General features: G+C 66.8%; 16 protein-coding genes and 1 pseudogene. 5 read left to right on the forward strand and 12 right to left on the reverse strand.

From position 1 onward, the window contains the following. The 5 genes and pseudogenes from DUGA2_RS25105 to DUGA2_RS25125 all read left to right on the forward strand — a co-directional run. Positions 1-2,547 (forward strand): annotated as a pseudogene (locus tag DUGA2_RS25105) (heme utilization protein); the annotation flags it as partial. A 201-nt stretch (positions 2,548-2,748) separates the two neighbouring features. Further along, the gene (locus tag DUGA2_RS25110; RefSeq protein ID WP_070272155.1) at positions 2,749-4,899 is read left to right on the forward strand and encodes a peptidase domain-containing ABC transporter; all 2,151 of its coding nucleotides are present in this window, start codon (positions 2,749-2,751) and stop codon (positions 4,897-4,899) included. Continuing rightward, a complete protein-coding gene (locus tag DUGA2_RS25115) occupies positions 4,872-6,239 on the forward strand; it encodes an HlyD family type I secretion periplasmic adaptor subunit (protein WP_070272156.1) in 1,368 nt (455 codons plus the stop codon). Before DUGA2_RS25110 ends, DUGA2_RS25115 begins: the two co-directional genes overlap by 28 nt. 10 nt (positions 6,240-6,249) lie before the next feature. After that, complete coding sequence (locus DUGA2_RS25120) at positions 6,250-6,918, forward strand: SGNH/GDSL hydrolase family protein (protein ID WP_070272157.1); 669 nt, start codon at positions 6,250-6,252, stop codon at positions 6,916-6,918. A gap of 87 nt (positions 6,919-7,005) precedes the next feature. After that, positions 7,006-7,788 carry a glycosyltransferase family 2 protein gene (locus DUGA2_RS25125; RefSeq protein ID WP_070272158.1) on the forward strand — a complete coding sequence of 261 codons (783 nt, stop codon included), beginning with the start codon at positions 7,006-7,008 and terminating at the stop codon, positions 7,786-7,788. Positions 7,789-7,794: 6 nt separating this feature from the next. On the opposite strand, the gene DUGA2_RS32920 is transcribed toward DUGA2_RS25125, so the two are convergent. From DUGA2_RS32920 to DUGA2_RS25185, 12 genes are all read right to left on the reverse strand, one after another. After that, on the reverse strand, positions 7,795-9,366 hold the full coding sequence (locus tag DUGA2_RS32920; protein ID WP_071658974.1) for a glycosyltransferase: 1,572 nt from the start codon (positions 9,364-9,366) through the stop codon (positions 7,795-7,797). A gap of 12 nt (positions 9,367-9,378) precedes the next feature. Further along, positions 9,379-10,311, reverse strand: coding sequence for an FkbM family methyltransferase (locus DUGA2_RS25135; RefSeq protein WP_070272159.1), 933 nt, complete (start codon positions 10,309-10,311; stop codon positions 9,379-9,381). A gap of 21 nt (positions 10,312-10,332) precedes the next feature. After that, positions 10,333-11,256, reverse strand: a complete 924-nt coding sequence (locus DUGA2_RS25140) for a transketolase family protein (RefSeq protein WP_070272160.1) — start codon at positions 11,254-11,256, stop codon at positions 10,333-10,335. Further along, positions 11,253-12,068, reverse strand: coding sequence for a transketolase (locus DUGA2_RS25145; protein WP_070272161.1), 816 nt, complete (start codon positions 12,066-12,068; stop codon positions 11,253-11,255). Before DUGA2_RS25145 ends, DUGA2_RS25140 begins: the two co-directional genes overlap by 4 nt. Further along, positions 12,068-13,144 carry an NAD-dependent epimerase/dehydratase family protein gene (locus DUGA2_RS25150; RefSeq protein WP_070272162.1) on the reverse strand — a complete coding sequence of 359 codons (1,077 nt, stop codon included), beginning with the start codon at positions 13,142-13,144 and terminating at the stop codon, positions 12,068-12,070. Before DUGA2_RS25150 ends, DUGA2_RS25145 begins: the two co-directional genes overlap by 1 nt. Positions 13,145-13,151: 7 nt before the next feature. Beyond that, the gene (rfbH, locus tag DUGA2_RS25155) at positions 13,152-14,477 is read right to left on the reverse strand and encodes a lipopolysaccharide biosynthesis protein RfbH (RefSeq protein WP_070272163.1); all 1,326 of its coding nucleotides are present in this window, start codon (positions 14,475-14,477) and stop codon (positions 13,152-13,154) included. A 24-nt stretch (positions 14,478-14,501) separates the two neighbouring features. Next, a complete protein-coding gene (gene rfbG / locus DUGA2_RS25160; RefSeq protein ID WP_210402596.1) occupies positions 14,502-15,584 on the reverse strand; it encodes a CDP-glucose 4,6-dehydratase in 1,083 nt (360 codons plus the stop codon). Then, positions 15,581-16,354, reverse strand: a complete 774-nt coding sequence (gene rfbF, locus DUGA2_RS25165; RefSeq protein ID WP_070272165.1) for a glucose-1-phosphate cytidylyltransferase — start codon at positions 16,352-16,354, stop codon at positions 15,581-15,583. Before rfbF ends, rfbG begins: the two co-directional genes overlap by 4 nt. 118 nt (positions 16,355-16,472) lie before the next feature. Further along, positions 16,473-19,316, reverse strand: coding sequence for a glycosyltransferase (locus tag DUGA2_RS25170; RefSeq protein WP_070272166.1), 2,844 nt, complete (start codon positions 19,314-19,316; stop codon positions 16,473-16,475). A 31-nt stretch (positions 19,317-19,347) separates the two neighbouring features. After that, on the reverse strand, positions 19,348-20,445 hold the full coding sequence (locus DUGA2_RS25175) for a hypothetical protein (protein ID WP_070272167.1): 1,098 nt from the start codon (positions 20,443-20,445) through the stop codon (positions 19,348-19,350). Between the two features lie 5 nt (positions 20,446-20,450). Further along, positions 20,451-23,627: a methyltransferase domain-containing protein gene (locus DUGA2_RS25180; RefSeq protein WP_070272168.1), complete on the reverse strand. Its 3,177-nt coding sequence runs from the start codon at positions 23,625-23,627 to the stop codon at positions 20,451-20,453. Then, positions 23,624-24,364: an N-acetyltransferase gene (locus tag DUGA2_RS25185; RefSeq protein ID WP_070272169.1), complete on the reverse strand. Its 741-nt coding sequence runs from the start codon at positions 24,362-24,364 to the stop codon at positions 23,624-23,626. Before DUGA2_RS25185 ends, DUGA2_RS25180 begins: the two co-directional genes overlap by 4 nt. Positions 24,365-24,383 lie beyond the last annotated feature (19 nt).

A 24,383-nucleotide genomic window follows, 5' to 3' on the forward strand; every position in this document is an offset into this window, starting at 1 on the left:
ACCACGGCCAACATCCAGGCCCTGACCACCGACCAGGTCGTCGCGCTGTCGTCGCAACAGGTCGGCGCGCTGAGCTCGGCCCAGGTGGCCGCCCTGAGCACGCTCAACATCGCCACCATCGAAACGGCCGACATCGGCGCGCTGAAAACCGCCGCCATCGCCGGCCTGTCGACCGGCCAGGCCAAGGCCCTGACCACCGACCAGATCGTCGCACTGGGCTCGGGCCAGATCGGCGCGCTGACCAGCTTGCAGATCGGTTCGATGACCAGTACCCAGGTCGCCGCGATTGAAACGGCCGACATCGGCGCGCTGAAAACCGCCGCCGTCGCCGCCTTCACCACGCAGCAGACCGCCGCGCTGACCACCGACCAGATCACCGTGCTGAGCACCGCGCAATTCGCCGCGATGACCACCGCCAACCTGGCCTCGGGTCTGACCACCGACCAGATCGTCGCGATGAGCTCGGTGCAGTTCGGCGCCCTGAACTCCAACCAGTTCGGCGCGCTGTCGACCACCGACATCGCCGCGATCGAAACGGCCGATATCGTGGGCCTGAAAACCGCCATCATCGCCGCGCTGAAGACCGGCCAACTGGCGGCGCTGACCACCGACCAGCTGTCCAACCTGAGCACCGGCCAGATCGCCGCGATCACCACGGCCAACATCCAGGCCCTGACCACCGACCAGGTCGTCGCACTGGCGTCGCAACAGGTAGGCGCGCTGAGCTCGGCTCAAGTGGCCGCCCTGAGCACGCTCAACATCGCCACCATCGAAACGGCCGACATCGGCGCGCTGAAAACCTCGGCCATCGGCGCCCTGTCGACCGGCCAGGCCAAGGCCCTGACCACCGACCAGATCGTTGCGCTGGGTTCGGGCCAGATCGGCGCGCTGACCAGCCTGCAGATCGGCTCGATGACCAGCACCCAGGTCGCCGCGATTGAAACGGCCGACATCGGCGCGCTGAAAACCGCCGTCATCGCCGCCCTGAGCACGCAGCAGGTCGCCGGTCTGACCACCGACCAGGTCGGCGTGCTGAGCACCGCCCAGCTCGCCGCGATGACCACCGCCAACCTGGCTTCCGGCCTGACCACGGATCAAGTGGTGGCGCTGACGTCCAGCCAGCTGGCCGTGCTGAGCACCGCCCAGGTCAACGCGCTGACCACCAACGACATCGCCGCCATCGAAACGGCCGACATCGGTGCGCTGAAAACCTCGGTCATCTCGACCCTGCGTTCGGCCCAGGTCGCCGCACTGACCACCGACCAGATCTCGGTGCTGAGCACCGGCCAGATCGCCGCCCTGAGCACCGCCAACCTGTCGTCGGCGCTCAGCACCGACCAGGCCGTGGCGCTGACCACGACCCAGGTCGCGGTACTGAGCTCGGCGCAACTGAGCTCGCTGACCACCAACGCCGTCGCGGCGCTGGGCACGGAAGACATCACCGTGCTGCGTACCTCGGTGATCGGCGGCCTGCAGACCGCCCAGGTGGCGGCGCTGACGACCGACCAGATCGTGGCGCTGTCGAGCCAGCAGGTTGCTGCGCTGAGCTCGAACCAGGTCAAGGCGATGACGACCAACCAGCTGGCCGCGCTCGAAACGGCCGACCTGGTGGGCATGAAGTCCGGCGCGATCGCCGCGCTGAGCACGTCGCAGATCCGCGCCCTGACGACCGACCAGATCCACTCGCTGACCACGCAGCAAGTCTGCGCGATCACCAGCGCCCAGGTGCCTGGCCTGTCGACCGACCAGATCGCAGCGCTGCCTTCGCCACTGGGTACGCCGATCGTGCTGGACCTGAACAACAACGGCATCAACACCCTGGGCCTGTCGGTTGGTGTGAACTTCGACCTGAACGCCACCGGCACCAAGGTCAACACCGGTTGGGTGGGCGGCGGCGACGGCCTGCTGGCCCTGGACCGCAACCATGACGGCGTCATCAACGACGGCGGCGAGTTGTTCGGTTCGGGCACCACGCTGGCCAACGGTCAGAAAGCGACCAACGGCTACAGCGCACTGGCCGAGCTCGACACCAACCACGACGGTGTGGTCGATGCCAAGGACAGCGCCTACGCCGACCTGCGTGTCTGGGTCGACGGCAACGCCGACGGCGTCAGCCAGGCCGACGAGCTGAAATCGCTGCAGTCGCTGGGCATCACCAAGCTGAACCTGGACGCCAGGGAAAACGCCTCGCTCAACAACGGCAACATCGTCGGCATCACCTCGACCTACGAGACCGCCGACGGCGCCAGCCACGCGGCAGCGGACGTCTGGTTCCAGACCGGCGCGGCGAGCACCAGCCTGACCTCCTCGGTCAGCGGCCTGGCCTCGGCGATGTCGAGCTTCGATGCGGCGGCGGCAGCGACCACCGGCGCGACCAAGCTGGAAGTGCCGAACAGCGTCAACACCGCGGTGGCGGCGATGGCCGACGCGATCAGCAATTACGACAACAAGCTGACCGCGACGACCAGCCAGGCTGCCAGCGAGGAAACGCTGCGACTGAAGGCGCTGCAAGGCGGCAACCACCAGGGCTTCCTGGCTGCCAAATAAGCACCAGGCAGCGGCCTCCTGAACGGAAGTAAGAGCGGCAAGGCCTGCGGGCCTTGCCGCTTTTTTTTATGCGGCGAACAGGCGGGTAAACGGGGCTGTGTTTCTACAACACAAAAAGCTCCGGGAACTACCCCACTAGGTTAGAATCCGAAGGCTGGCACGATAGTGCGCTAATGCAAGCTTTTTTCATCAACCAGGCCTATGCACGATAAATTCCCCCACACCGCGATCCAGTGTCTGACTGCCATCGCGCAGCATCATGGTCTGCAAATCAATCCCGAGCGGCTGATCGACGACTACGCGCTGCGCGCCGAGGAACCGGGCACCGGGGCCTTGCTGCGCATCGCCTCGGACATCGGCCTCAAGGCCAAGGCCGACAAGCTGACGTGGTCGCGCCTGATGGCGCAGGGCGGCGTGTTCCCGCTGATGGCGCGCCTGGTCGACGGCAATATGGTGATCGCGGTCGGCGTCAAGCCGGGCGAGAACGGCGCCGAAGACCAGGTGGCCGTGCTCAACCCCGCCAACGCCAACGCCGCCGTGGTCATGGTCGGCCGCGCCGACTTCGAGAAGCGCTGGGGCGGCGACGTGCTGTTCATCAAACGCCAGCACAAGCTGAGCGACCCCAACCAGCCGTTCGGCCTGCGCTGGTTCATCCCGGAAATCCTGAAACAAAAAGCGGCGTTCCGCGACATCTTCATCGCCGCCATCGCCATGCAGCTGCTGGCGCTGGCCTCGCCGATCTTCTTCCAGCTGGTGATCGACAAGGTGCTGACGCACCAGAGCGTGACCACCTTGCAGGTGCTGGCGGTGGGCATCGTCGCCGCGCTGGTGTTCGACGCCACCTTCGGCTTCCTGCGCCAGACGCTGACCTTGGCCGCCTCCAACAAGATCGACATGCGGCTGACGCGCCGCGTGTTCAGCCACCTGCTGTCGCTGCCGATCGACTTCTTCGAGACCACCAGCGCCGGCGTGGTCACGCGCCACATGCAGCAGCTGGAAAAAATCCGCAGCTTCCTGACCGGCCGCCTGTTCTTCACCGCGCTCGACCTGATCGCGCTGCTGGTGTTCGTGCCCATCCTGTTCAGCTACTCGTTCAAGCTGGCCATGATCGTGCTGCTGTTCGCCGGCATGATCGCGGCGGTGGTGATGGCCATGGTGCCGACCTTCCAGCGCCGCCTCAACGCCCTGTATTCGGCCGAGGGCCAGCGCCAGGGCATGCTGGTGGAAACCATCCACGGCATGCGCACCGTCAAGGCGCTGGCGATCGAACCGTCGCAGCGCCGCATCTGGGACCAGCGCTCGGCCGAAGCCATCACCATGCACTTCCGCGTCGGCCAGATCTCCATCGCCGGCAACGCCGTCACCGATTTCCTCGGCAAGCTGCTGCCGGTCACGCTGATCGTGGTCGGCGCCGCCGACGTGTTCGACAGCACCTTGTCGGTCGGCGCGCTGATCGCCTTCCAGATGCTGTCCGGCCGCGTCACCCAGCCGCTGATCTCCATCGTCGGCCTGGTCAACGAATACCAGGAAACCGCGCTGTCGGTGCGCATGCTGGGCGAGGTGATGAACCGCGCGCCCGAAGGCCGCGCCGGCGCCAACGGCCTGCGTCCCGTGCTGCAGGGCGAGATCCGCTTCGACGACGTCACCTTCCGCTACCCCGGCGCGCAGGCGATGGCGCTGGACAAGGCCCGCTTCACCATCGAGCCGGGCACGGTGGTCGGCATCGTCGGCCGCTCCGGCTCCGGCAAGACCACCTTGACCAAGCTGATCCAGGGCCTGTATCCGGTGCAGGAAGGCATCGTCCGCTTCGACGGCATCGACGCCCGCGAGATCGAGCTGTCGCACCTGCGGCGCCAGATCGGCGTCGTGTTGCAGGAGAACTTCCTGTTCCGCGGCACGGTGCGCGAAAACCTGTCCGTCACCAAGCCCGACGCCACGTTTGAAGAACTGGTCGAAGCGGCGGCCGCGGCCGGCGCCGACGAGTTCATCGAGCGCCTGCCGATGGGCTACGACACCGTGCTCGAAGAGAACGCGTCCAACCTGTCCGGCGGCCAGAAGCAGCGGCTGTCGATCGCCCGCACGCTGGTGGCCAAGCCGCGCATCCTGATCCTGGACGAAGCGGCCTCGGCGCTGGATCCGGAATCCGAAGCCATCTTCATCAGCAACCTGTCGCGCATCGCGGTGGGCCGCACGGTGGTGATGATCTCGCACCGCCTGTCGACGCTGGTCAACGCCGACAAGATCATGGTCATGCAACAGGGCCGGCTGATGGATGCCGGCCGCCACGAAGAACTGCTCACCCGTAGCGACACTTACCAGCACTTATGGAACCAGCAAACAAGTCACCTTTAAGCTTCAAGCGCCGCCGCAAGGACGAGACCGAAATCGAGTTTCTGCCGGACGCCGACGCCATCGAGCGCGGCCCGCTGCCGCGCTTTGTGCGCATCACGCTGCACGTGCTGCTGGGGGCGTTCGCCTTCTTCATCATCTGGGCCAGCGTCTCGCCGGTGGAGAAGATCGTCGTGGCCCACGGCCGCCTGGTCAATCCGCTGCCCAACATCGTGGTGCAGCCGCTCGACACCTCCATCATCGCCAGCATCGACGTGCGCGTCGGCCAGGTGGTGAAAAAAGGCCAGGTGCTGGCCACGCTGGACCCGACCTTCACCACCGCCGACGAGCAGCAGCTGCGCGTGCGCCTGAACAGCCTGAACACCCAGGCCGCCGGCCTGCGCGCCGAGCTGGCCGGCCAGCCGGGCGCCGTCACCGGCAGCGGCTCGACGCCGGACGCGCTGCTGCAGGCGCAGCTGTCGACCGAGCGCAAGGCCAACTTCGAGGCGCAGAAAAACAAGATGGACCAGAACATCGCGCGCCTGCAGCACGGCCTGGAAACGAACAAGCACGACCAGTCCATCCTGGCCCAGCGCGTCAAGTCGCTGCGCGAAGTGGAAGCCATGCAGGAGCAGCTGATGGCCGAGCAGTTCGGCGCCAAGATGCACTTGCTGGAGGCGCGCGACCGCCGCCTCGAAGTCGAGCGCGATATGGACTTGCAGCGCAACAAGGCGATCGAGATGGCCAGCGAGCTGGCCGCGGCCCAGGCCGAGCGTTCCGCCTTCGACAAGAGCTGGCGCCAGAAGGCCATGGAAGACCTGCTGAGCGCGACGCGCGACCGCGACGGCATCAACGAGCAGCTGGCCAAGGCCGACAAGCGCGCCAAGGCGATCCGCATGGTGGCGCCGGCCGACGGCGTGGTGCTGGAGATCGGCAAGCTGTCGGTCGGCTCCATCGTGCGCGAGGCCGAGCCGCTGTTCACGCTGGTGCCGCTGGGCGCGCAGCTGGAGGCCGAAGTGCAGATCGATTCGCTCGACATCGGCTACATCAAGCAGGGCGCGCCGGCCCACATCAAGGTCGACGCCTTCTCGTTCCAGCAGCACGGCATGCTGGAAGGCAAAGTGCGCACCATCAGCCAGGATTCCTTCAAGCGCGAGGCGGCCGACAAGAACGGCGGCGGCCTGGACGCCTACTACCTGAGCCGCATCCCCTACACCGGCAAGCTGAAGAAGATGACCGACGGCGCCCAGCTGCTGCCGGGCATGACGGTGTCGGCCGAGGTGGTGGTGGGCCACCGTACCGTGATGTCCTACCTGCTGTATCCGCTGACGCGGGCGATGGACGAATCGATACGCGAGCCTTGATAGACCGATCATGACGCCGTACTACACCGACAACAACTTCGAAGTCCATGAGATTCCCGAGTTACCCCAGCACCTGAAGATTGCCTTCATCGGCAACAGCCTGACGCTGCACGCTCCCAGCGTCGAAATCGGCTGGCATCAAAGCCACGGCATGGCGGCCAGCTCGGCCGGCAACGATTACGCCCACCGGCTGCTACGGCAGTTGCGGATCGCACCGCAGCAGGCGTATATCCGCAACTTCTATCCGTTCGAGACGAATACGGCGATCGCGCTCGGTCACATCCGCTCGCTGCACGAGGTGCTGGCGCGGCGGCCGGCGGTGATGGTGATACAGCTGGGCGACAACATCCGCACCCAGGAGGAGCTCGATGACTTCGCTGACAACCTGCAGTTGCTGGTCTATGCCGCCTGTCGATTCAGCCCGAACGTGTTCTGCTTATCGACCTGGTGGCGCACGCCGCCCAAGGATTCCGTGATCGAACAGGTATGCCAGCTGCATGGCGCCCACTATGTGTACATCGGCGACCTGTTCGACAGCGTTCACAATATCGATCGCGCCCATCCGACCTATGCGCATAGCGGCGTCGAGGCTCATCCCAAGGACTGGGGCATGGCGCAGATCAGCGAACGGCTGTTCCGCGCCATCCTCGGGCGCCTGCCCGGCATGACGCCGGGGTGATGCCGGCGCCGCACAAAAAAACGCCGGCGCCGGCGCGCCGGGTTAGAATCGCATTTTCCATGGACTGAGCCGACCGGAGCCTGATACGTGTTCACCATCATCATCGCCACCCACGACCGCCCGCTGCTGCTGATCCGCACGCTGGAATCGCTGATCGCTCAGACCTGCCAGGACTTCAACGTCATCATCGTGTCGGACACGGCCGGCTATCTGCCGCCCTACCAGCAGCTGTCCCAGCTCGACACCCGCTTCGACTACGTGATACGGCGCAGCGGCAAGGGGGGGCCGGCCGCCAGCCGCAACCTCGGGCTGGCGATCGCCGAGGGCGAATACATCCTGTTCCTCGACGACGACGACACCTACCGCCCCGGCCACCTGGCGGCGCTGAAGGCGCGCCTGCTGCGCGACAAGCCGGAACTGCTGTTCTGCGACTTCCAGGTGCAGAACGAAGACCGCACCGTGCATCCGCCGGCCGCGCTGTCGACCCAGTCGATCTCGATTGCCGACGTCAGCTTCGACAGCATCTATGTGCGCAACCGCATTCCCAACAGCTGCGTGGCCTACCGCCGCGACGTGCTGGCCGGGGTGCGCAACGAGACCGAGCTGATTTTGTACGAAGACTGGGATTTCCTGCTGGCCGCCATGCACGGCCGCAAGCTGTACCACCTGGCCACCGACGGCGTGGTGATCCACAAGAGCCAGGCCACGGCGCCCGAGAACATGCGGCGCGGCAACTCGCAGGACGACAAGATCGTCGAGGTCATGCTGCAGCTGTACCGCAAGCATGCGGCGCCCAATATGGCGACCCGTCTGGCGCGCCAGGCGCTGCTGGCCGGCGCCGGCGTGGTGCTGGACCTGGCCTACTTCTGACCGGCGTCAGCCGGCAGTCAGCCGTGCAATGACACGGTCGACATTGTCGGCCGTCAGCGGCTCGTACAGCACGTCGCGGTTGGCCAGGATGGTCTGGTCGCTGAGCTTGGAGAAATCGAACTGCAGCATCTTCTCGATCACCGCCGGCTCGTAGCGGTGCTTGATGAACTTGGCCGGATTGCCGCCGACGATGGTGTACGGCGCCACGTCCTTGGTCACGACGCTGCCGGCCGCGATCACCGCGCCCTGGCCGATGGTCACGCCGGACAGGATCAGCACCTGGTAGCCGATCCAGACGTCGTCGCCCACCACGATCGGCCCCTTGTTGGTCGATTCCAGCATTTCGCCGAAATACTTCACCAGGAAGGGGTAGGTCGACACGCCTTCATATGGGTGGTTGCCGCCCAACATGAACTTGACCTCGCTGGCCATCGACACGAAATTGCCGATGGTTAGCCGTTCGCCCTCGCGGCCGTAGGCCATCACATTGAGCTCGCCGTACGACATGCGGCCGACGGTGACGCGGTTGAAATCGAACGGCCCGGCCGACATCGTCAGCTCGGTGTGGTTGTGCGGGTTCAGCGCGCGCCAGTAGGCGCGCTTCTGTTCCTCGAAGGTCGGCGCCGGCGCCGCGACAGGCGCCGGCGCAGGCGCGGCCTGGCGCGGCGGCACGTCGCTGTCGAGATGGGCCACGGCCTGGTAGAAGTAGTCGTCGTCCACATAATCCTGCATGTGCTCGAAGAAGCCGGTCTTCTGGTAGTCGTTGTTGGGGTCGAAGTAGCAGGGGATGATGTGCTGGATCAGCAGCAGCTTCTTCTCGTGCTCGTAGACGCCGCGGTCGAGCTGGCCGGTGGCCAGGTAGGGCTTGAGCAGGCTCAGGTAGTTCTTGCCGAACACCTCGGCGATGTTGTAGCCGCCCTTCTTGTAGTTGCCCTTGCGGCCGGTGGGCACGCCGCTGAAGTAGTGGCCGAACAGCACGATGGCGCGCTTGCCCATGCCGAGCAGGCGCAGCATCACGTCGGTCTGCACCAGCCGCAGGTGCTGGTTGCGGGCGAAGTCGGGCAGCGCGTGGAACTCGCTGCGCCACATGCCGAAGCCGCCGATCCAGGTCGACATGAACGATACCCGCCGCACGAAATCGCTGACGCTGGTCAGCGCCTCGATCGGGTTGCCCTGCGCGTGGTTGCCGTTGGTGAGGAAGACCACCGGCATCTCGGCCGCCGTGGCGCGGTACACCTTGACCAGCTCGGCCAGCGTGCCGGGATGGACCAGCAGGTTGTCGTTGTGCAGCTTCAGGTACAGGCCGCGGCCGTGCTCCATGACGAACTTGAAGTTCATGTCCGGCGAGATGGTCTCGGCGTGGCGGTGGTACTGGATCTTGCCGGGGAAGGCCGCCACGTAGCGGGCGGCCACCGCCCCGGTCTCGTCTTCCGAAGCGTTGTCGGCGATGACGATTTCGATGTCGTGAGTGTCGGCGAAGGCCGGCTGGCTGACGATGCTGTCCAGCGTCTGTTGCAGGAACGGGGCGCGGTTGAAGGTCGGGATGCAGATCGACAGGACGATGTCTGGGTTGTCCATGGGGCTTTCCGTTCAGGCGCGCAGATAGCGGCGCAGTTGTTCGGCGTGCTTGCGCGGATGCAGGAAGAAGTAGTTGGTCGGGATGGTGTGCTCATCCATTTCGCCGAACCGCACCAGGCGCCCGCCTTCGGCCGTGTAGACCTCGTAACCGACGCTGCGGAACAGCGCGAAGATCTCGTTCGGGTTGTAGTTGAACTTGGCCGACCACTTGCGCAGGATTTCCGACAGCACGATAGGCAGGTCGCGCTTGATGGTCTCGAAGCCGCCCTTGAACACCAGCAGCTCGGCGCCTTCGACGTCGCACTTGATGAAGTCCACGCGCACGCCGGTGTCGGCGGTGTAGGCGTCGAGCGTGCGTACTTCGCAGCGCGCGGTGCGCACGTCGTCGCGGCCGGTCAGGTTGACCGCCGAGGCGTTGCCCGAGCCCTCGGGCGGATAGTAGAAGGTGAACTCGCCCGCCTGCTCGGACAGGCCGAAGTTGTGCGGCAAGATGTTGGCGCTGGCGTTGAGCGCCAGGTTGGTGCTCAGGTGGCCGTAGGTGGTCGGAATCGGCTCGAACGCGTACACCGTGGTGGCGCGGCGCGAGGCGGCGATGTTGAGCGCGTACCAGCCGATGTTGGCGCCGATGTCGAAGAAGTTGTCGCCGTCGGCCACCAGGTTCTCCATCATGGTCGCCTCTTCCTTCTCGTAGTCGAAGAAGTTCAGCGTTTCCATCGGCGCCACGCGGTAGTCGCCCGGGGTGCAGGCGATGCGGATGCCGCGGTCGCGCGAGGTCATGATGACCTTGCCGTCTTCCACCTCGATCTTGCGCACGTTGGTCCGGCCGATGTAGCTGGCGTAGTCGAACAACACCGCGTGGTGTTGCTCGTACATGGTCTTGATGAAGGTCGGCTTGTCGGTCGCGCCTTGCTGGAACTGGTCCAGGGTCGTTTGGATGGAAATCATGTCAGCACTCGCGGTAAAGGTTCAGGACAGGGAGGCGTGCCAGCCGTTCAGCTGGAGGCCCATTTTCTCGCGCAGGAAATCCTGCGAGCCGGCGCTGCTGATGAAGGCATTCGGAATGGCGATGCGCTTGATCGCCGGCAGCGCCGCCAGCTCGCCGTCGGACAGCAGGTCGTGCAGGCGTTCCAGCACGGCCGAGCCGAAGCCGCCATTGGCCTGGTGTTCCTCCAGCGTGGCCACGTGGCGGTAGCGCGCGGCCAGCGCCGCCAGCTGCGCGCGGTCGATCGGATTGACGAAGGGGAAGCTGTACAGGTCGATGTGCGGCGCGTGCTGCGCCAGGTAGCGCGCCGCGTAGCCGACCATGTCGCCGGTGGCGAACACCGCCGCCGAGGCGCCGCCGGCCGCCGTGCGCACCGGCACGATGTCGCCCAGCTTGAGCGCCGGCGGCTGCGGGTGCAGGCGCGCTTCGCCGGCCTTGTTCAGGCGCATATAGCATGGGCCGCGGTGCCGGGCGATGAAGGCCGTCATGGCGTCCACCTCGGCGGGGTCGCCCGGCGCCGTGACCACCATGCCGGGGATGGTGCGCAGCATGCCCAGTTCCTCGGTGGTGTGGTGCGAAGTGCTCAGCGGACCGTAGGCGTAGCCGCCGCCGACCGCGATGATCTTGACGTTGGCCTCGTGGTAGGCGACGTCGTAGCGGATCTGCTCCATCGCCCGCAAGGTCGGGAAGTTGCCGATCGAGTAGCAGAACACCGTGTAGCCTTCCATGCTCAGGCCCGTCGCCAGGCCGACCATGTTCTGCTCGGCGATGCCGACGTTGAGGAAGCGCTCAGGATAAGCCTCGGCGAACGGCTCCAGCACCGAGTAACCGAGGTCGCCGCACAGCAGGAAGATGCGCTCGTCCTGGGCCGCCTGCGCCATCAGGGTGGTGATAAAACTGTTTCTCATGCTTGATCCTCTTGCAGCAGTTCGGCGCGGGCGGCGGCGAATTGGGCGGCGTCCGGCGACTTGTAGTGCCAGGCCAGCTGGTGTTCCATGAAGCTCACGCCCTTGCCCTTGACGGTGTGGGCGATCACCACGCGCGGCTTGCCGCTGCGGCCCTCCTTGGACAGCGCGGCGGCCAGCGCCGCGTGGTCGTGGCCGTCCACTTCGACGGTCTCCCAGTTGAAGGCCTTGAACTTGTCCGCCAGCGGATCGAGGTTGAGCACCTCGGCGGTGCTGCCGAAGCTCTGGATCTTGTTGTAGTCGACCACCAGCGTCAGGTTGTCGAGCCGATGGTGGGGCGCGAACAGGATGGCTTCCCAGTTCGAGCCTTCATCGAGCTCGCCGTCGCTGACGATGGCGTAGGTGTGCCACGGAGCCCGGCGGCGCTTGCCGGCCAGCGCCACGCCGGCGGCCACCGACAGCGCGTGCCCCAGGCTGCCGGTCGACAGCTCCACGCCCGGCACCTTGTGATTGACGTGCGAGGTGAAGTAGCTGCCGTTGTCGGTGAAGGTGTCCAGCTCGGACTTGTCGTAATAGCCGGTTTCGGCCAGCGTGGCGTACAGCGCGGTGCAGGCGTGGCCCTTGCTGTAGAACACGCGGTCGCGCTGCGGCGCGCGCGGCTGTTTCGGGTCGGCGGTCAGCAGGCCGCCGTACAGCACGGCCAGCACGTCAGCCACCGAGAAGGCGCCGCCCAGGTGCGAGGCGCGCTTGGTGTGGCACATGTGCAGGCATTGCAGCCGGATGCGGCGCGCCAGGTCGGTCGTGGAATCGGTCATCACAAATAGCTTTCTATGGTGCGGCGGAAGCCGTCGGCCAGCGAGGTGGCCGGGCTCCAGCCCAGGGCCCTGGCCTTGGCGATGTCGGGTGCGCCGCGCTGCACGGCGCTGGCCAGATAGTTGTCGCCTTGCGGACGTTCGACGTAGCTGACGCTCAGGCCTTTTTCGGGATACATGCCGACCAGCAGCTGGCCCAGCGCGCGCATGCTGATCTCGCCGTCCGGGTTGCCGATGTTGTAGGCCTGGCCGTCGGCGCCGTCCAGCAGCACTTTCCAGAAGCCGGCGACGGCGTCGGCCGAGTAGCAAAACGAGCGCGTGGCCAGGCCGTCGCTTTTCAGCGCGATCGCCTCGTTGTGCAGGATGCAGGCGACGAAATCGGCGTAGACACGGCCGTCGTCGAGCTGCATGCGCGGCCCGTAGGTGTGGAAGGGACGGACGATTTTGACGGGAATGCCGTACTGGTGGCTCCACGACACGCACATGTTCTCGCCCATGCGCTTGCTCTCGGCGTAGCAGGCACGCACCGAAGTCGGATCGACGATGCCGTAATCCTGCTCGGCGGTCGGCACCTTGCTGGCCGCGCCGTAGACTTCACTGCTGCTGAAGTAAAGGAAACCCTTGCTGCCGCTGGTGCGCGCCAGTTCCAGCAGGGCCGCCGTGCCCAGCGTGTTGGCGCTCAGCGTGCCGACCGGATCGGTCGCATAGTATTTCGGGCTGGCTTGGCTGGCGGCGTGGATGATGTAGTCCGGCCGCTCGTCCAGCGTGAAGGGTTTGCTGATATCCTGCTCGATGCAGACCAGGTCGGTGCGGCCGCCCTGGTGTGCATGCTGTGGCAAATGATGCGCGTAGCGCCGCTCGAAGCCGGCGCGGTTGCGCACCATGGCCAGCACGCGGATGCCGAGCTGGCGCGTCTCGTTCAGGTACAGCATGGTCTCGACCATGTAGGACGGCAGGAAGCCCGACGCGCCGGTGATGCAGACGGTCTGGCCGGCCAGCCGGCTCCAGTCGATGCCAGGCGTGGCCACGATGGCGGCCATGTCGGCGGTTTCTATCGGATGCCGCGATGCTTGTGTCATGGCGCCCTCAGAATCCGACGCCGAAGAATTCTTCCAGCTTGGTGACGGCATAGTCCAGCATCTCGCGGGTCAGGCCGGGGAAGACGCCGATCCAGAAGGTGTCGTTCATCACGCGGTCGGTGTTGGTCAGCTCGCCGGAGACGCGGTAGTTGCGGCCCGCCATGTAGGGCTGGCGCGTCAGGTTGCCGGCGAACAGCAGGCGGGTGCCGATCTTGTGCTGGTCCAGGTAGGTCAGCAGGTCCACGCGCGACACGTTCGCCTCCGGCTTGAGCGTCATCGGGAAGCCGAACCACGACGGGTCGGAATGCTCGGTCGCCACCGGCAGGATCAGGAAGTCGGCGCACGACTGCAGCCGTTCGGTTAAATACGCGAAGTTGTCCTTGCGGGCCTGGATGAAGCCCGGTGCGCGGTCGATCTGCGCCAGGCCGCAGGCGGCCTGCATGTCGGTGATCTTCAGGTTGTAGCCCAGGTGGCTGTAGGTGTACTTGTGGTCGTAGCCCATCGGCAGCGTGCCCAGGCACTGGCAGAAGCGCTTGCCGCAGGTGTTGTCCTTGCCCGGCGCGCAGTAGCAGTCGCGGCCCCAGTCGCGGAACGATTCGGCGATCATCTTCAGTTCGGCGTTGTTGGTGAACACCGCGCCGCCTTCGCCCATGGTGATGTGGTGGGCGGGGTAGAAGGACATGGTGCCGATGTCGCCGAAGGTGCCGACCATCTTGCCGTGGTAGGTGGAGCCCAGCGCGTCGCAGCAGTCCTCGATCAGCCACAGCTTGTGCTTCTTGCAGATCGCGGTGATCACGTCCAGGTTGTACGGATTGCCCAGCGTGTGGGCCAGCATGATGGCCTTGGTCTTGGGCGAGATCGCCGCTTCCAGCTTGGTCACGTCGATGTTGTAGGTGCCCAGCTCGACGTCGACGAACACCGGGATCGCGCCGAACTGGATGATAGGGTTGACGGTGGTCGGGAAGCCCGCCGCCACGCCGATCACTTCATCGCCCTGCTGGATCGCGCGCGCGCCCAGCTTCGGCGAGGTCAGCGTGTTGAACGCGACCAGGTTGGCCGAGGAGCCGGAGTTCACGGTGATCAGGAAGTCCACGCCTATCATCTTGGCCAGCCTGGCTTCGAACTCGTCGTTGAAGCGGCCGGTGGTCAGCCAGGCATCGAGCGAGGCTTCGACCATCAATTCCATTTCCGGTGCGCCGACCACCTTGCCGGCCGGCGGGATCACCGTCACGCCCGGTTCGAAGGCCTTGGGCACGCTGGCCAGCGCGCCGTATTCGCCCACCAGCTTGATGATCTGTGCGCGGAGTTGTTCTTTGCTTTGTGCTTCACTCATGATTGCTGCCTTAAAGATGGTCGCTTAAAGATGTGCGGTGTTTTGATACGTGTCGATTTGCGCCAGCGTCAGCGCGCGCATGTCGGCGCCCCTGGCGTGGGCCTGGTGCCAGGCGACGATCATGTCGATGGTGTGGCCCAGGTGCCAGCGCGGCTGCCAGTGCAGGCGGCTGCGGGCCTTGGAACAATCGAGCTTCAGGTAGTGCGCCTCGTGCGGCTGCTGGCCGGCCTGCGGGTCCAGCTCCCAGCCGGCGCCTGCGCCCCAGCTTTCGCACAGGCGCGCGATGATCCATTCGACCGGGCGGGCGTCGATGTCGTGCGGGCCGAAGTTGAAACCCTCGGCGAAATCCGCGCCTTGCAGGTACAGGTGTTCGGCCAGCGCCAGGTAGCCCGACAGCGGCTCCAGCACATGCTGCCACGGGCGGATCGCGTGCGGGCTGCGGATGCGCACCGGCTTGCCGGCGGCGATGGCGCGCACCATGTCGGGGATCAGGCGGTCCTCGGCCCAGTCGCCCCCGCCGATCACATTGCCGGCGCGGCCTGAGCCCAGGCCGACGCCGTGCTCGGCGTATTTTTCAGGATTGAAGAAGGAGGAGCGGTAGCCGGCCGTCACCAGCTCGGCGCAGGCCTTGCTGTTGCTGTAAGGGTCGTAGCCGCCGAAGGCTTCGTTCTCGCGATAGCCCCAGGCCCATTCCTTGTTCTCGTAGCACTTGTCGCTGGTGACGTTGACCACGGCCTTGACGCCGGGCGTGTTGCGCACCGCTTCGAAGAAATTCACCAGGCCCATGACGTTGGTGGCGTAGGTCTCCACCGGATGGGCGTAGGAATAGCGCACCAGCGCCTGCGCCGCCATGTGGATGACGATCTCGGGCTGCGCCTTCATCATCGCCTCGCGCAGGGCCGCGCCGTCGCGGATGTCGCCGATGATGGAGGTCATGCCGGCGCCGACTTGCGCCGTGTCGAACAGGCTGGGTTTGCTCGGTGCTTCGAGGGCGTAGCCGGTGACGTGGGCGCCCAGTTGCTGCAACCACAGGCTCAGCCAGCTCCCCTTGAAACCGGTGTGTCCGGTCAGGAATACACGCTTGCCGTGCCAGAAGGATGGATTCATGGCCATCGCTTCCAGGGCGCCTTGCCGCTTTCCCACAGGTCTTCCAGCAGGATCTTGTCGCGCAGCGTGTCCATCGGCTGCCAGAAACCGTGGTGGTGGAAGGCGTCCATCTGGCCTTCCCTGGCCAGTTTTTCCATCGGCTCTTTTTCCCAGGTGGTGCTGTCGTCGGCGATGTAGTCGATCACTTTCGGCGACAGCACGAAGTAGCCGCCGTTGATCCAGGCGCCGTCGCCCTGCGGTTTTTCCTTGAAGCTGACGATGCGCTGGCCGTCGATGTCGATGGCGCCGAAGCGGCCCGGCGGCTGCACGGCCGTCATCGTGGCCAGCTTGCCGTGCTGCTTGTGGAAGGCGATCGAGGCGGCGATGTCGATGTCGGACACGCCGTCGCCGTAGGTGAAGCAGAAGGCTTCGTCGTTCTCGACGTACTGGCGCACGCGCTTGAGGCGGCCGCCGGTCAGGGTGTCGGCGCCGGTGTCGATCAGCGTGACTTTCCAGGGTTCGGCGTGGCGCTCGTGCACTTCCATGCTGTTCTTTTGCAGGTCGAAGGTGACGTCCGAAGTGTGCAGGAAGTAGTTGGCGAAGAACTCCTTGATCACGTAGCCGCGGTAGCCGCAGCAGATGACGAAGTCGTTGATGCCGTGAGCGGAGTAGCTCTTCAGGATGTGCCACAGGATAGGCTTGCCGCCGACTTCCACCATCGGCTTAGGCTTGACCGTGGTCTCTTCGCTGAGCCGTGTGCCCAGTCCACCAGCCAGTATGACTGCTTTCATGCTATCCCCGATTATTTTGAGTTGACGCAGGCTACATTATCTATTGCGCCCGGGCTATTTTAAACGAAAAGCAGGGGGTATTTAGTGCCGCAGACTGGGCGATGGCGATTTACCACAGTTATTGCGCCAGCAGGAGCTGATAGCCAATTCGCATGGTGCGCTGCAGCGCGTCGACCAGCTGCGGCCGGTGGACGGCGCTGGCCGCCAGTTGTGTGTGATGGGTGGAAACGAGTGTGTTCAATTCGGCTAGACGAGCGGACAACAGCTGCTGGAAGCGGCCGGCCGGTTCGAAGCGGTGGCCGTGGGCGTGGGCCTGGTACAGCAGCTCCAGCGCTTCGATGCCGGCCTCCAGCTGGGCCAGCGGTGTGGCCGGCACGGCGGGCGCGGCGCGGTAGCTCGACAGCGGCTGCGGCAGGTAGACGTAGTCGCCGCCGGCCAGCGCGGCCAATGCGGTGGCGACGTTGGCGCGGTCGCTGTAGGGACGTTCATGATAGTGACCGAAGGCCAGGCCGATGCTGGCGCGCTTGAACAGCAGGGCGCCGGGGGAGCAGACGGTGGCGGCGCCGCCGCTGTCGCCGCTCAGCAGCAGGTTGGCCAGCGAGCCGCCGCCGACCACGATCTCGGTGGCGAACAGCGGCGCCACCGGCAGCGCCTGGCCATCCGGCGCGCGCGGCTGGCGCCAGCTGGCCACCAGGCCGATTTGCGGGTGGTCGAGGAAGTAGGGCAGCATGACGGCGATCTTGTCGGGCGCCAGCGTGTCGCCGGACGGGGCGACGGCGATGTAGGCGCCCAGGGCCAGCGCCAGGCAGTGGTTGAGGTTGTCCAGCGGGGACAGGCCGGGTGCGTGGGCGTAGCGCAGGCGGCGGTGGGTTTTCAGGTGGGGCTTGAGCAGGGCGCGGCAGGCGCCGTCGGGGCTGCTGTCGCTGACGACGATCTCGCAGTTGGCCCAGGTTTGCGCCAGCGCGCTGAGCAGGGTGGTTTCCAGCGGCAGCGGGTTGTCGGCGGCGATCAGGATGCTGACCAGCGGCGCCGGCGCGCCGTCATTCCCGCGCAGGCGGGTATCCATGCCGAGCCGGCCGGCATGGATACCCGCCTGCGCGGGAATGACGCGGGTGGCGCCCTTGGCCACCCGCAGGTACAGCGCTTCCAGGTCGCACACCAGCTGCGGTGTGTCGAACAGCGGCACCGTGTCGCGGTGCTTGCGCAGGCGGTTGCGCAGCCGCGCCAGTTCCTTGGGCCGTTCCGCCAAACGCACCGCCCTGGCTTCGTATTTTTTCTCGCTGGCCGTCACCAGCTCCGGCAGCCCGGCCGCCTGCAGCAGGCTGGCGCTGGTGCGGCTGGCGCTGCAATGGCCGGTGCTGGTCAGCAGCGGCAGGCCGGCCCACAGCACGTCGCCGGCCGTGGCGCCCGCCGCGTAAGGCGCGGTGTCCAGGAACAGGTCGGCGGCCTGGTAGCGGGCCATCTGCTGCTCGGGCGCGGCCGGATCGGCAAAGCACAGCCGCTCGCTGGGTATGCCGCGCTGCATGGCCGCCACCCGCAGGTTGTCGCGAAACTGCTCGCCGGCCGCTTGCAGCCACAGCACGCTGTCCGGCACCTGGTGCAGGATGCGCATCCAGGTGGCGTAGCGCTCCGGCGTGATCTGCTCGGGCGCGCTGAAGCAGCAGTAGACGAAGCCCGGCTCCGGCAGGCCGTACGCGGCGCGCGCGCCGGGCGTGGATGCGGGCGGCAGCGGGCGCAGACGGTCCTGCGGCTGGTAGCAATGCGGCAGGTACAGCGCTTGTTCGGTGTAATGCGGGGCCAATTCCGGCGGCAGCGTGACGGCGTCTGCCAGCACGTAGTCGATGGCGGCCATGGCGCTGGTGCCGGGCTGGCCCAGCCAGGCGATCTGCACCGGCGCCGGCCGTTGCAGCAGGATGCCGGGGCGCGCGCCAGGCAGGCGGCCGTGCAGGTCGACCAGGATATCGATCTCATGCGCGCGTATCGCCTGCGCCGCCTGGGCGTCGCTGAGCGTGGCGATCGGCACGTGCAAGTCCATGCCGCGCAGCAGGCGCTGGCGCAGTGCCGAGCCGTCCTCCGGCGTCCAGCAGAAGCCGTAGACTTCGATCTGCTCGCGGTTGTGCAGCTCGAACAGCTCGGCCAGCATGCGGCCGACGGGCTGCGCGCCGAAGCCGTTGGACAGGTAGCCGATGCGCACCTTGCGGTGGGTGTAGCCGTCGCCGTCGGCCAGCGGCGCCGGGGCCGGCGGCTGCGTGGCGCGCACTTCGCGCTGCGCCGCCGCCAGTTGGCGGGCCGGATCGTCGCTCAGGCTCAGCATCGCCAGCGCCGAGGTGGCGTGGCGCAGCGCGCTCTCGCTCAGGCCGGGCACGAAGCCGTACACCGGCCACGCGCACAGCTTCAGCCGCAGGTTCAGCCACAGCGGTGCGATCAGGGTTTGCCTCGGGTCGAGTTGCAGGCTGTGCAGCAGCGCCTGCTCGGCCTGCGGCAGGTCGCCCTGTGCTTCGGCCAGCCGGCCGATGTTGTTGTACAGCCGTATCTGCAGGGCCGGCGAGGCGGCCGAGGCGTTGTCGAGATCGTCGAGCGCAGCGCGCCATTGCGCCAGCGCCGCCTCCGGCTGGCGGCGGCGTTCCAGCAGGCCGCCCAGGCCCAGCTGGCTTTCGGTGAAGCCGGGATGCAGTTTCAGCGATTGCCGGTAGCCGCGTTCGGCGCCGGCTTCGTCGCCCGCCTGCAGCAGCACCACGGCCAGGTTGTACCAGGCCACGTATTCCAGCGGCGAATCGCAGTGCTCCAGCCACAGCTGGTACAGCGAGATGGTTTGCTCGGTCTTGCCCTGCGCCGACAGCAGGCTGGCCAGGCCGATCAGGTCGATGATGGCCAGCTCGCCCAGCTGCGCCAGCGCCAGCGCCAGGGTCCCGGCTTCGGCCAGGTTGCCGGCGGCCATGGCCTTGTGCAGTTGCTGGGACATGGGCGGGTTCCTGGCCGGTGGCGGGAAGAGCTTAGGCCTGCTCGACCAGCATCAGCACGCCGACCAGGTCGAGGTGGCGTTCCGGCGCATTCGGCAGGCCGCCGGCATAGCAGTCGAAGCCGCTCTGGGCGCCGCCGGCCTGCTCCGGCACCGACACCGCCAGCCGGCTGGCGCCGTAGCGCCGCAGCAGGCTGTGGCTCCACAGCAGCGGCAGCGGGATGCTGGAGTAGACGAAGGGCAGCGTCTCGGTATCGGCGTGGCGGGTGGCGACGCGCGAGTTGAAGACCAGGCCGTCGTCGCTGCTCAGCTCCAGTTGCAGCGCATCGTGCTGCGGATCGGATTTCAGGAACAGCGCCAGCGGGAACATCTCGCTGTTCAGTTCCAGCCGGCTGCCCGGCAGCATGCGCAGGTAGTCCAGCTGCATCAGGCGGTTGCCGGTATGGGCGCGCTGCACCGGCCCGCTGGTGAACTGCTCCAGGTTGACGCCGGGCAGGTACATCGCCTGCAAGTGCGTGAACGGCGACACGGTTTGCAAGCGCGCCAACGTGGCCGTCAGCGGTTCAGCGTTCTGCGCCTTCAGCGTCAGCAGCCGCTGCGCGACGATGGCGCCGACGATGGAGGTGGCGTGCGGTGTGTCGTAATGGGCCGGGTCGCGGTACAGCCAGGCCGGCGCGCGGCCCAGGAACAGCCCCGACAGCGCGGCGCGCACGTCGATCACCGGCAAGGCCAGCTCCTGGAAGGCGCGGATCTGCGCATCGTAGATTGGATGCGGCGCGGCCGACGAGAAATGCTGCTGCTGCGCCAGCACCAGCGGTACGAAGGTGGCCGTCGGGTACAGCTGGGCGGCGGCCTTGAGCAGCAGGTGGAAGCAGAACAGCCAGGAATCGGCGCCGCCGGGGCGGGGCGCGAAGTGGCCGGTGTCGTTGATCGAGTATTCGTACAGCACCACGTCCACCGGCGTGCCGGCATAGGTTTCGTACAGCCGGCCGATGGCCGACAGCGAGGTGGTGGCGCCGACCGAAATCTGGATGATCTCGGCCTCCGCATAGCCTTGCAGCGACTGCGCCAGGTGCGTGACGTAGCCGTCCTTGAGCAGCGAGTTGGAACCGCCGATGATGAGTATCTTCATGGCGGTCAGGCCGGCACGGCGGTGACGATGTAGCGCTGCGCCAGCGCGTCCTGCACGGCCAGTTCGGGATCGCTGCCGCTGGCCTGGGCCAGCTGGCGCAGGATGGGCAGGAACACCGCGCTGCCAGGCTCGTTGAACACCACCGGGATGCCGCCGCTGAGGCGGAAGCCGCTCTGCTGCAGCAGTTCCAGCAGCGAGCCGCGGGTGAAGGCGCGCAGCTCGTCCTGCTGCAGCACGCCGTCGGCGCGGTAGCGGAAGTCGCCCATGTTCAGCCGCACCTGGGTGCTCCAGTGCTGCAGGTTGCGCACCGACAGCACCAGCGTGCCGCCCGGCGCCATGCTGGCGCGGATGGACTTGAGCAGCGCCCACGGATCGCGCACGCGTTCCAGCGCGCCGTCCAGCACCCAGCAGTCGGCCTGCGCCAGCTGGCGCTCGCGCTGCGGGTCCGGGGTTTCGATGTCCTGGCTGTAGACGAAATCGCAGTGCGCGCGCGCCTGCTCGGCGGCGATGGCGTCGCGCTCGATGCCGGTGTAGTTGCACAGCGGGTGGCGCTGCTTGTAGGCCTTGGCGAAGGCGCCGTCGCCGCAGCCCAGCTGCACCACCTTGACCGCCGCCGGCATGAAGTCCAGCAGCTGCTGGTTGATCTGCACCGTGGCCGCAGGCTTGTCGTAGTGGTAGCCGCCGGTGCGGCGCACCGTGCCCTGCCAGTCGTGGCGGATGAAGATGCGCTGCGCCGGCTGGTCGCTGAAATCGTTGTTGACCCAGGCGATGTTGCGCATCAGCTGGTCGCTCTTGCCGGCTTGCGCCATCGCCACCATGGACGGCAGCATCGGCGCGCCGTGCTTGACCGGCAGCGGCCACTGGCGCACCACTTCGATGTTGGTCAGCATGCAGGCCGGGTGCAGGTAGGGCATGCTGCCTTCGCCGTAGGGCTGGCCGTCGGCGTTGACCGGCGTGACGTTGCCGACGCCGTACATATGCGGTTCCAGGGTTTCCGCCATCGATTCGAGGAAGCCGCGCTTGAGGATCTCGACGTCGGAATCGAGGAACAGCACGCGGCCCGACAGCTCCAGGTTCTCGATCGCCCACGCCATGCCGGGGCCGTGGTGGATGTTGTAGCCGAAGGGGATGAAGCGCACGCCCTGGTACTGGGCGGCGATGGGCGCGATCTGCTGGGCGATCTCCGGCGCCGAACCGTCGATGATGGTGATCGGGTTGTGCGGATAGAACTGGCGGAAGGTGCCCAGCAGCGAGGCGATCAGGTCGGGTGCGTTGTAGGACACCGCGATCATCGGGATCTGGTCGATATTCATGGCTGCTTTCGTGGTGTTGGCGGGGGCGGCATTCTGCGCGGCGGCCGGACGGGCCACGCGCTGCATGGCCGCTTCCAGGTTGCGCACCAGGCGCGGGGTGTCGAACAGGGCGCAGCGCAGGCGGTTGTCGATGAGCTGGCGCTTCATGGCGGCGATGCCGGCCGGGTCGTTGGCGAGCGCCACCGCCTGCTCTTCGTAGTCGGCGAAGTTGTAGGTGATCAGCTGCGGCAGGTCGACCGCGCGCAGCAGGCTGCCCGCCATGCGCGACGCGAAGGTAGGGCCGGCGCAGGTCAGCAGCGGCAGGCCTGCCCACAGCGCGTCGCTGGCGGTGGTGCCTGCATTGAACGGGTAGGTGTCCAGGAACAGGTCGGCTAGCTGGTAGCGCGCCAGGTAGTCGGCCGGCAGCGCGCGTTCGGCGAAGATCAGCCGCTCCGTGTCGATGCCGTCTTCGGCGGCGTGGCGCTTCAGGTTGTCGGCCACCAGCGGCGTGTCGGCCACCAGCCACAGCACGCTGCCCGGCACGCGGCGCAGGATGTTCATCCAGTGCGCGAATAGTTCGGGCTTGAACTTGTAGCTGTTGTTGAACGAGCAGAAGACGAAGGCGTCCTCCGGCAGCTTGACGCTGGCGCGGGTCGGCTTGTTGCCGATCAGGCGCTGGCGGTCGTTGATCTGGAAGGTGTCCGGCAGGTACAGCGGCTGTTCGGTGAAGTCCTTCCGCATGTCCGGCGTGATCAGGAACTCGTCGGCGATCACGTAGTCGATGCCGGGCAGGCCGGTGGTGCCGGGGAAGCCCAGCCACGTCATCTGCACCGGCGCCGGACGGTAAGCCAGGATCTGCGGGCGCGCGCCGGACGTCAGGCCGTGCAGGTCGACCAGGATGTCGATCTCGTGCGAGCGTATCAGCTGCGCGGCCTGCTGGTCGCTCAGCGCGTGTATCGGAATGTAGTGGTCCATGCCGGCCTTGACGCGGGCGCGCAGCGGCGAGCCGTCTTCGCGGCTCCAGCTGAAGGCGTAGACTTCGAACCGGCTGCGGTCGTGCAGGCCGTACAGCTCGGCCGTCAGGATGGACACCGCGTGCGAGCACAGGTCCGACGACAGATAGCCCACGCGCAGGCGCTCGTGGCCGTAGCTGGAGCCCTGGCCCGCGGGGCCGGTCAGCGACGCCACGGTGGTGTCGATTTTCTCGGCCACGAAGCGGGCGGCGGCCGCGGCTTGCAGCGCCGGGTCGTCGGTCAGGCTCAGCATCGCCAGCGCCGAGGCGCCGTCTTCCATCTGCTTGCGGCTGATGTGCGGCAGGCCGGCCCAGGTCGGCCAGTGGCACTGCTTCTGGCGCAGGTGCACCCAGTGCGTCATCACGTGCGGCTGGTCCGGTTCCACGGTCAGGCTTTGCGCCAGCATGGCTTCCGCTTCGGGATACTGCTTCTGGATTTCCAGCAGGCGGCCGAGATTGTTCAGCGTCTGCAGGTACTGGGTGCGGCTGGCTTTCTGGTCGATCTTGACGGCCGGGCCGAGGATGGTGCGCCACATCGCCAGCGCTTCCTCCGGCTGGCCCTGGCGCTCCAGCAGCGTGCCGAGATTGAGCCGGCCTTCGACGAAGCGCGGATGCAGCGCGATGCACTTGCGGTAGGCCGCTTCGGCGCTGGCGTCGTCGGCGTCGGCGGCCAGCAGCGCGCCGAGGTTGAACCAGGCCGCGTACGCCAGCGGCTGGCGGGCGCCGTGCTCGATCCAGCAACGGTACAGGGCGATCGCCTGCTGCGGCTGCCCCTGCTTTTGCAGCGCGGCGGCGGCGTCGAACAGCTGCGGGATCGTCATGTTGCCGCGTCCCGCCTGCTTCATCCACTGGGCGTAGGGTGTGCCGGCGACGTTCATGGTTGGGCCGCGTCCCAGCCGGCGGTGATGTCGGCCGGATAGCCGCGCTTGAAATGCGTGGTCCACGGATAGGCCGGAGCGCCGCTGCCGTCCTTCAGTTTGATCTTGCTGGCGTCGCACAGGAATTGCGCCGGATTGCCGGCCACCACCGTGTGCGGCGCGACGTCGCGGTGCACCTTGCTGTGCGCGGCCACCAGCGCGCGCTCGCCCACGGTCACGCCCGGCAGTATCACCGACATCGCCGCGATGGCGGCGTAGTCGCCGATGGTGGCGCCGACCAGCACATTGCTCGGCGGATGGGGATCGTTGGTCAGCACCACGTACGGCAGCAGCCAGACGAAGTTGCCGACCTTGGACATCTTGCCGATGAAGACGTTGGACTGGCAGCGCACGTAGTCGCCGATGACGCAGTCGCCCTGGATATCGTTCATGGTGCCGATCTGGAAGGCGATGCCGGCCACGGTTTTCTCGCGCACCACCACGCGGTGGCCGGTGACGAGCTTGTCGCCGAAGCGCGAGCCTTCGTAGAACACCGAATGCGAGCGGATGCGCGCGCCGGCGCCGATCACCAGCGGCTGGCCGTCGGCCAGCGGGGTCGGGTAGCCGATCTCGCAGTAACTGTCGATGACCGAGCCGGCGCCGATCTCCACGTTGTCATGGATGATGGTGAACGGGCCGACGCTGACGCCGTCCCCCAGCTTGGCCTTGGGCGAGACGATGGCGCTCGGATGAATCATGATGTTCCCTGTGTACGGA

The organism is Duganella sp. HH101 (genome assembly GCF_001758795.1).
GTDB lineage: Bacteria > Pseudomonadota > Gammaproteobacteria > Burkholderiales > Burkholderiaceae_D > Rugamonas > Rugamonas rivuli.

Bases quoted from the DNA above. Each gene is read 5' to 3' on its own strand.
- DUGA2_RS25150 (WP_070272162.1), bottom strand. From the start codon at position 13,144: ATGACACAAGCATCGCGGCATCCGATAGAAACCGCCGACATGGCCGCC.
- DUGA2_RS25180 (WP_070272168.1), bottom strand. From the start codon at position 23,627: ATGAACGTCGCCGGCACACCCTACGCCCAGTGGATGAAGCAGGCGGGA.
- DUGA2_RS25140 (WP_070272160.1), bottom strand. From the start codon at position 11,256: ATGAGAAACAGTTTTATCACCACCCTGATGGCGCAGGCGGCCCAGGAC.
- rfbF (WP_070272165.1), bottom strand. From the start codon at position 16,354: ATGAAAGCAGTCATACTGGCTGGTGGACTGGGCACACGGCTCAGCGAA.
- DUGA2_RS25170 (WP_070272166.1), bottom strand. From the start codon at position 19,316: ATGTCCCAGCAACTGCACAAGGCCATGGCCGCCGGCAACCTGGCCGAA.
- DUGA2_RS25175 (WP_070272167.1), bottom strand. From the start codon at position 20,445: ATGAAGATACTCATCATCGGCGGTTCCAACTCGCTGCTCAAGGACGGC.
- DUGA2_RS25115 (WP_070272156.1), top strand. From the start codon at position 4,872: ATGGAACCAGCAAACAAGTCACCTTTAAGCTTCAAGCGCCGCCGCAAG.
- DUGA2_RS25135 (WP_070272159.1), bottom strand. From the start codon at position 10,311: ATGATTTCCATCCAAACGACCCTGGACCAGTTCCAGCAAGGCGCGACC.
- DUGA2_RS25120 (WP_070272157.1), top strand. From the start codon at position 6,250: ATGACGCCGTACTACACCGACAACAACTTCGAAGTCCATGAGATTCCC.
- DUGA2_RS25145 (WP_070272161.1), bottom strand. From the start codon at position 12,068: ATGACCGATTCCACGACCGACCTGGCGCGCCGCATCCGGCTGCAATGC.
- rfbH (WP_070272163.1), bottom strand. From the start codon at position 14,477: ATGAGTGAAGCACAAAGCAAAGAACAACTCCGCGCACAGATCATCAAG.
- DUGA2_RS32920 (WP_071658974.1), bottom strand. From the start codon at position 9,366: ATGGACAACCCAGACATCGTCCTGTCGATCTGCATCCCGACCTTCAAC.
- rfbG (WP_210402596.1), bottom strand. From the start codon at position 15,584: ATGAATCCATCCTTCTGGCACGGCAAGCGTGTATTCCTGACCGGACAC.
- DUGA2_RS25185 (WP_070272169.1), bottom strand. From the start codon at position 24,364: ATGATTCATCCGAGCGCCATCGTCTCGCCCAAGGCCAAGCTGGGGGAC.
- DUGA2_RS25110 (WP_070272155.1), top strand. From the start codon at position 2,749: ATGCACGATAAATTCCCCCACACCGCGATCCAGTGTCTGACTGCCATC.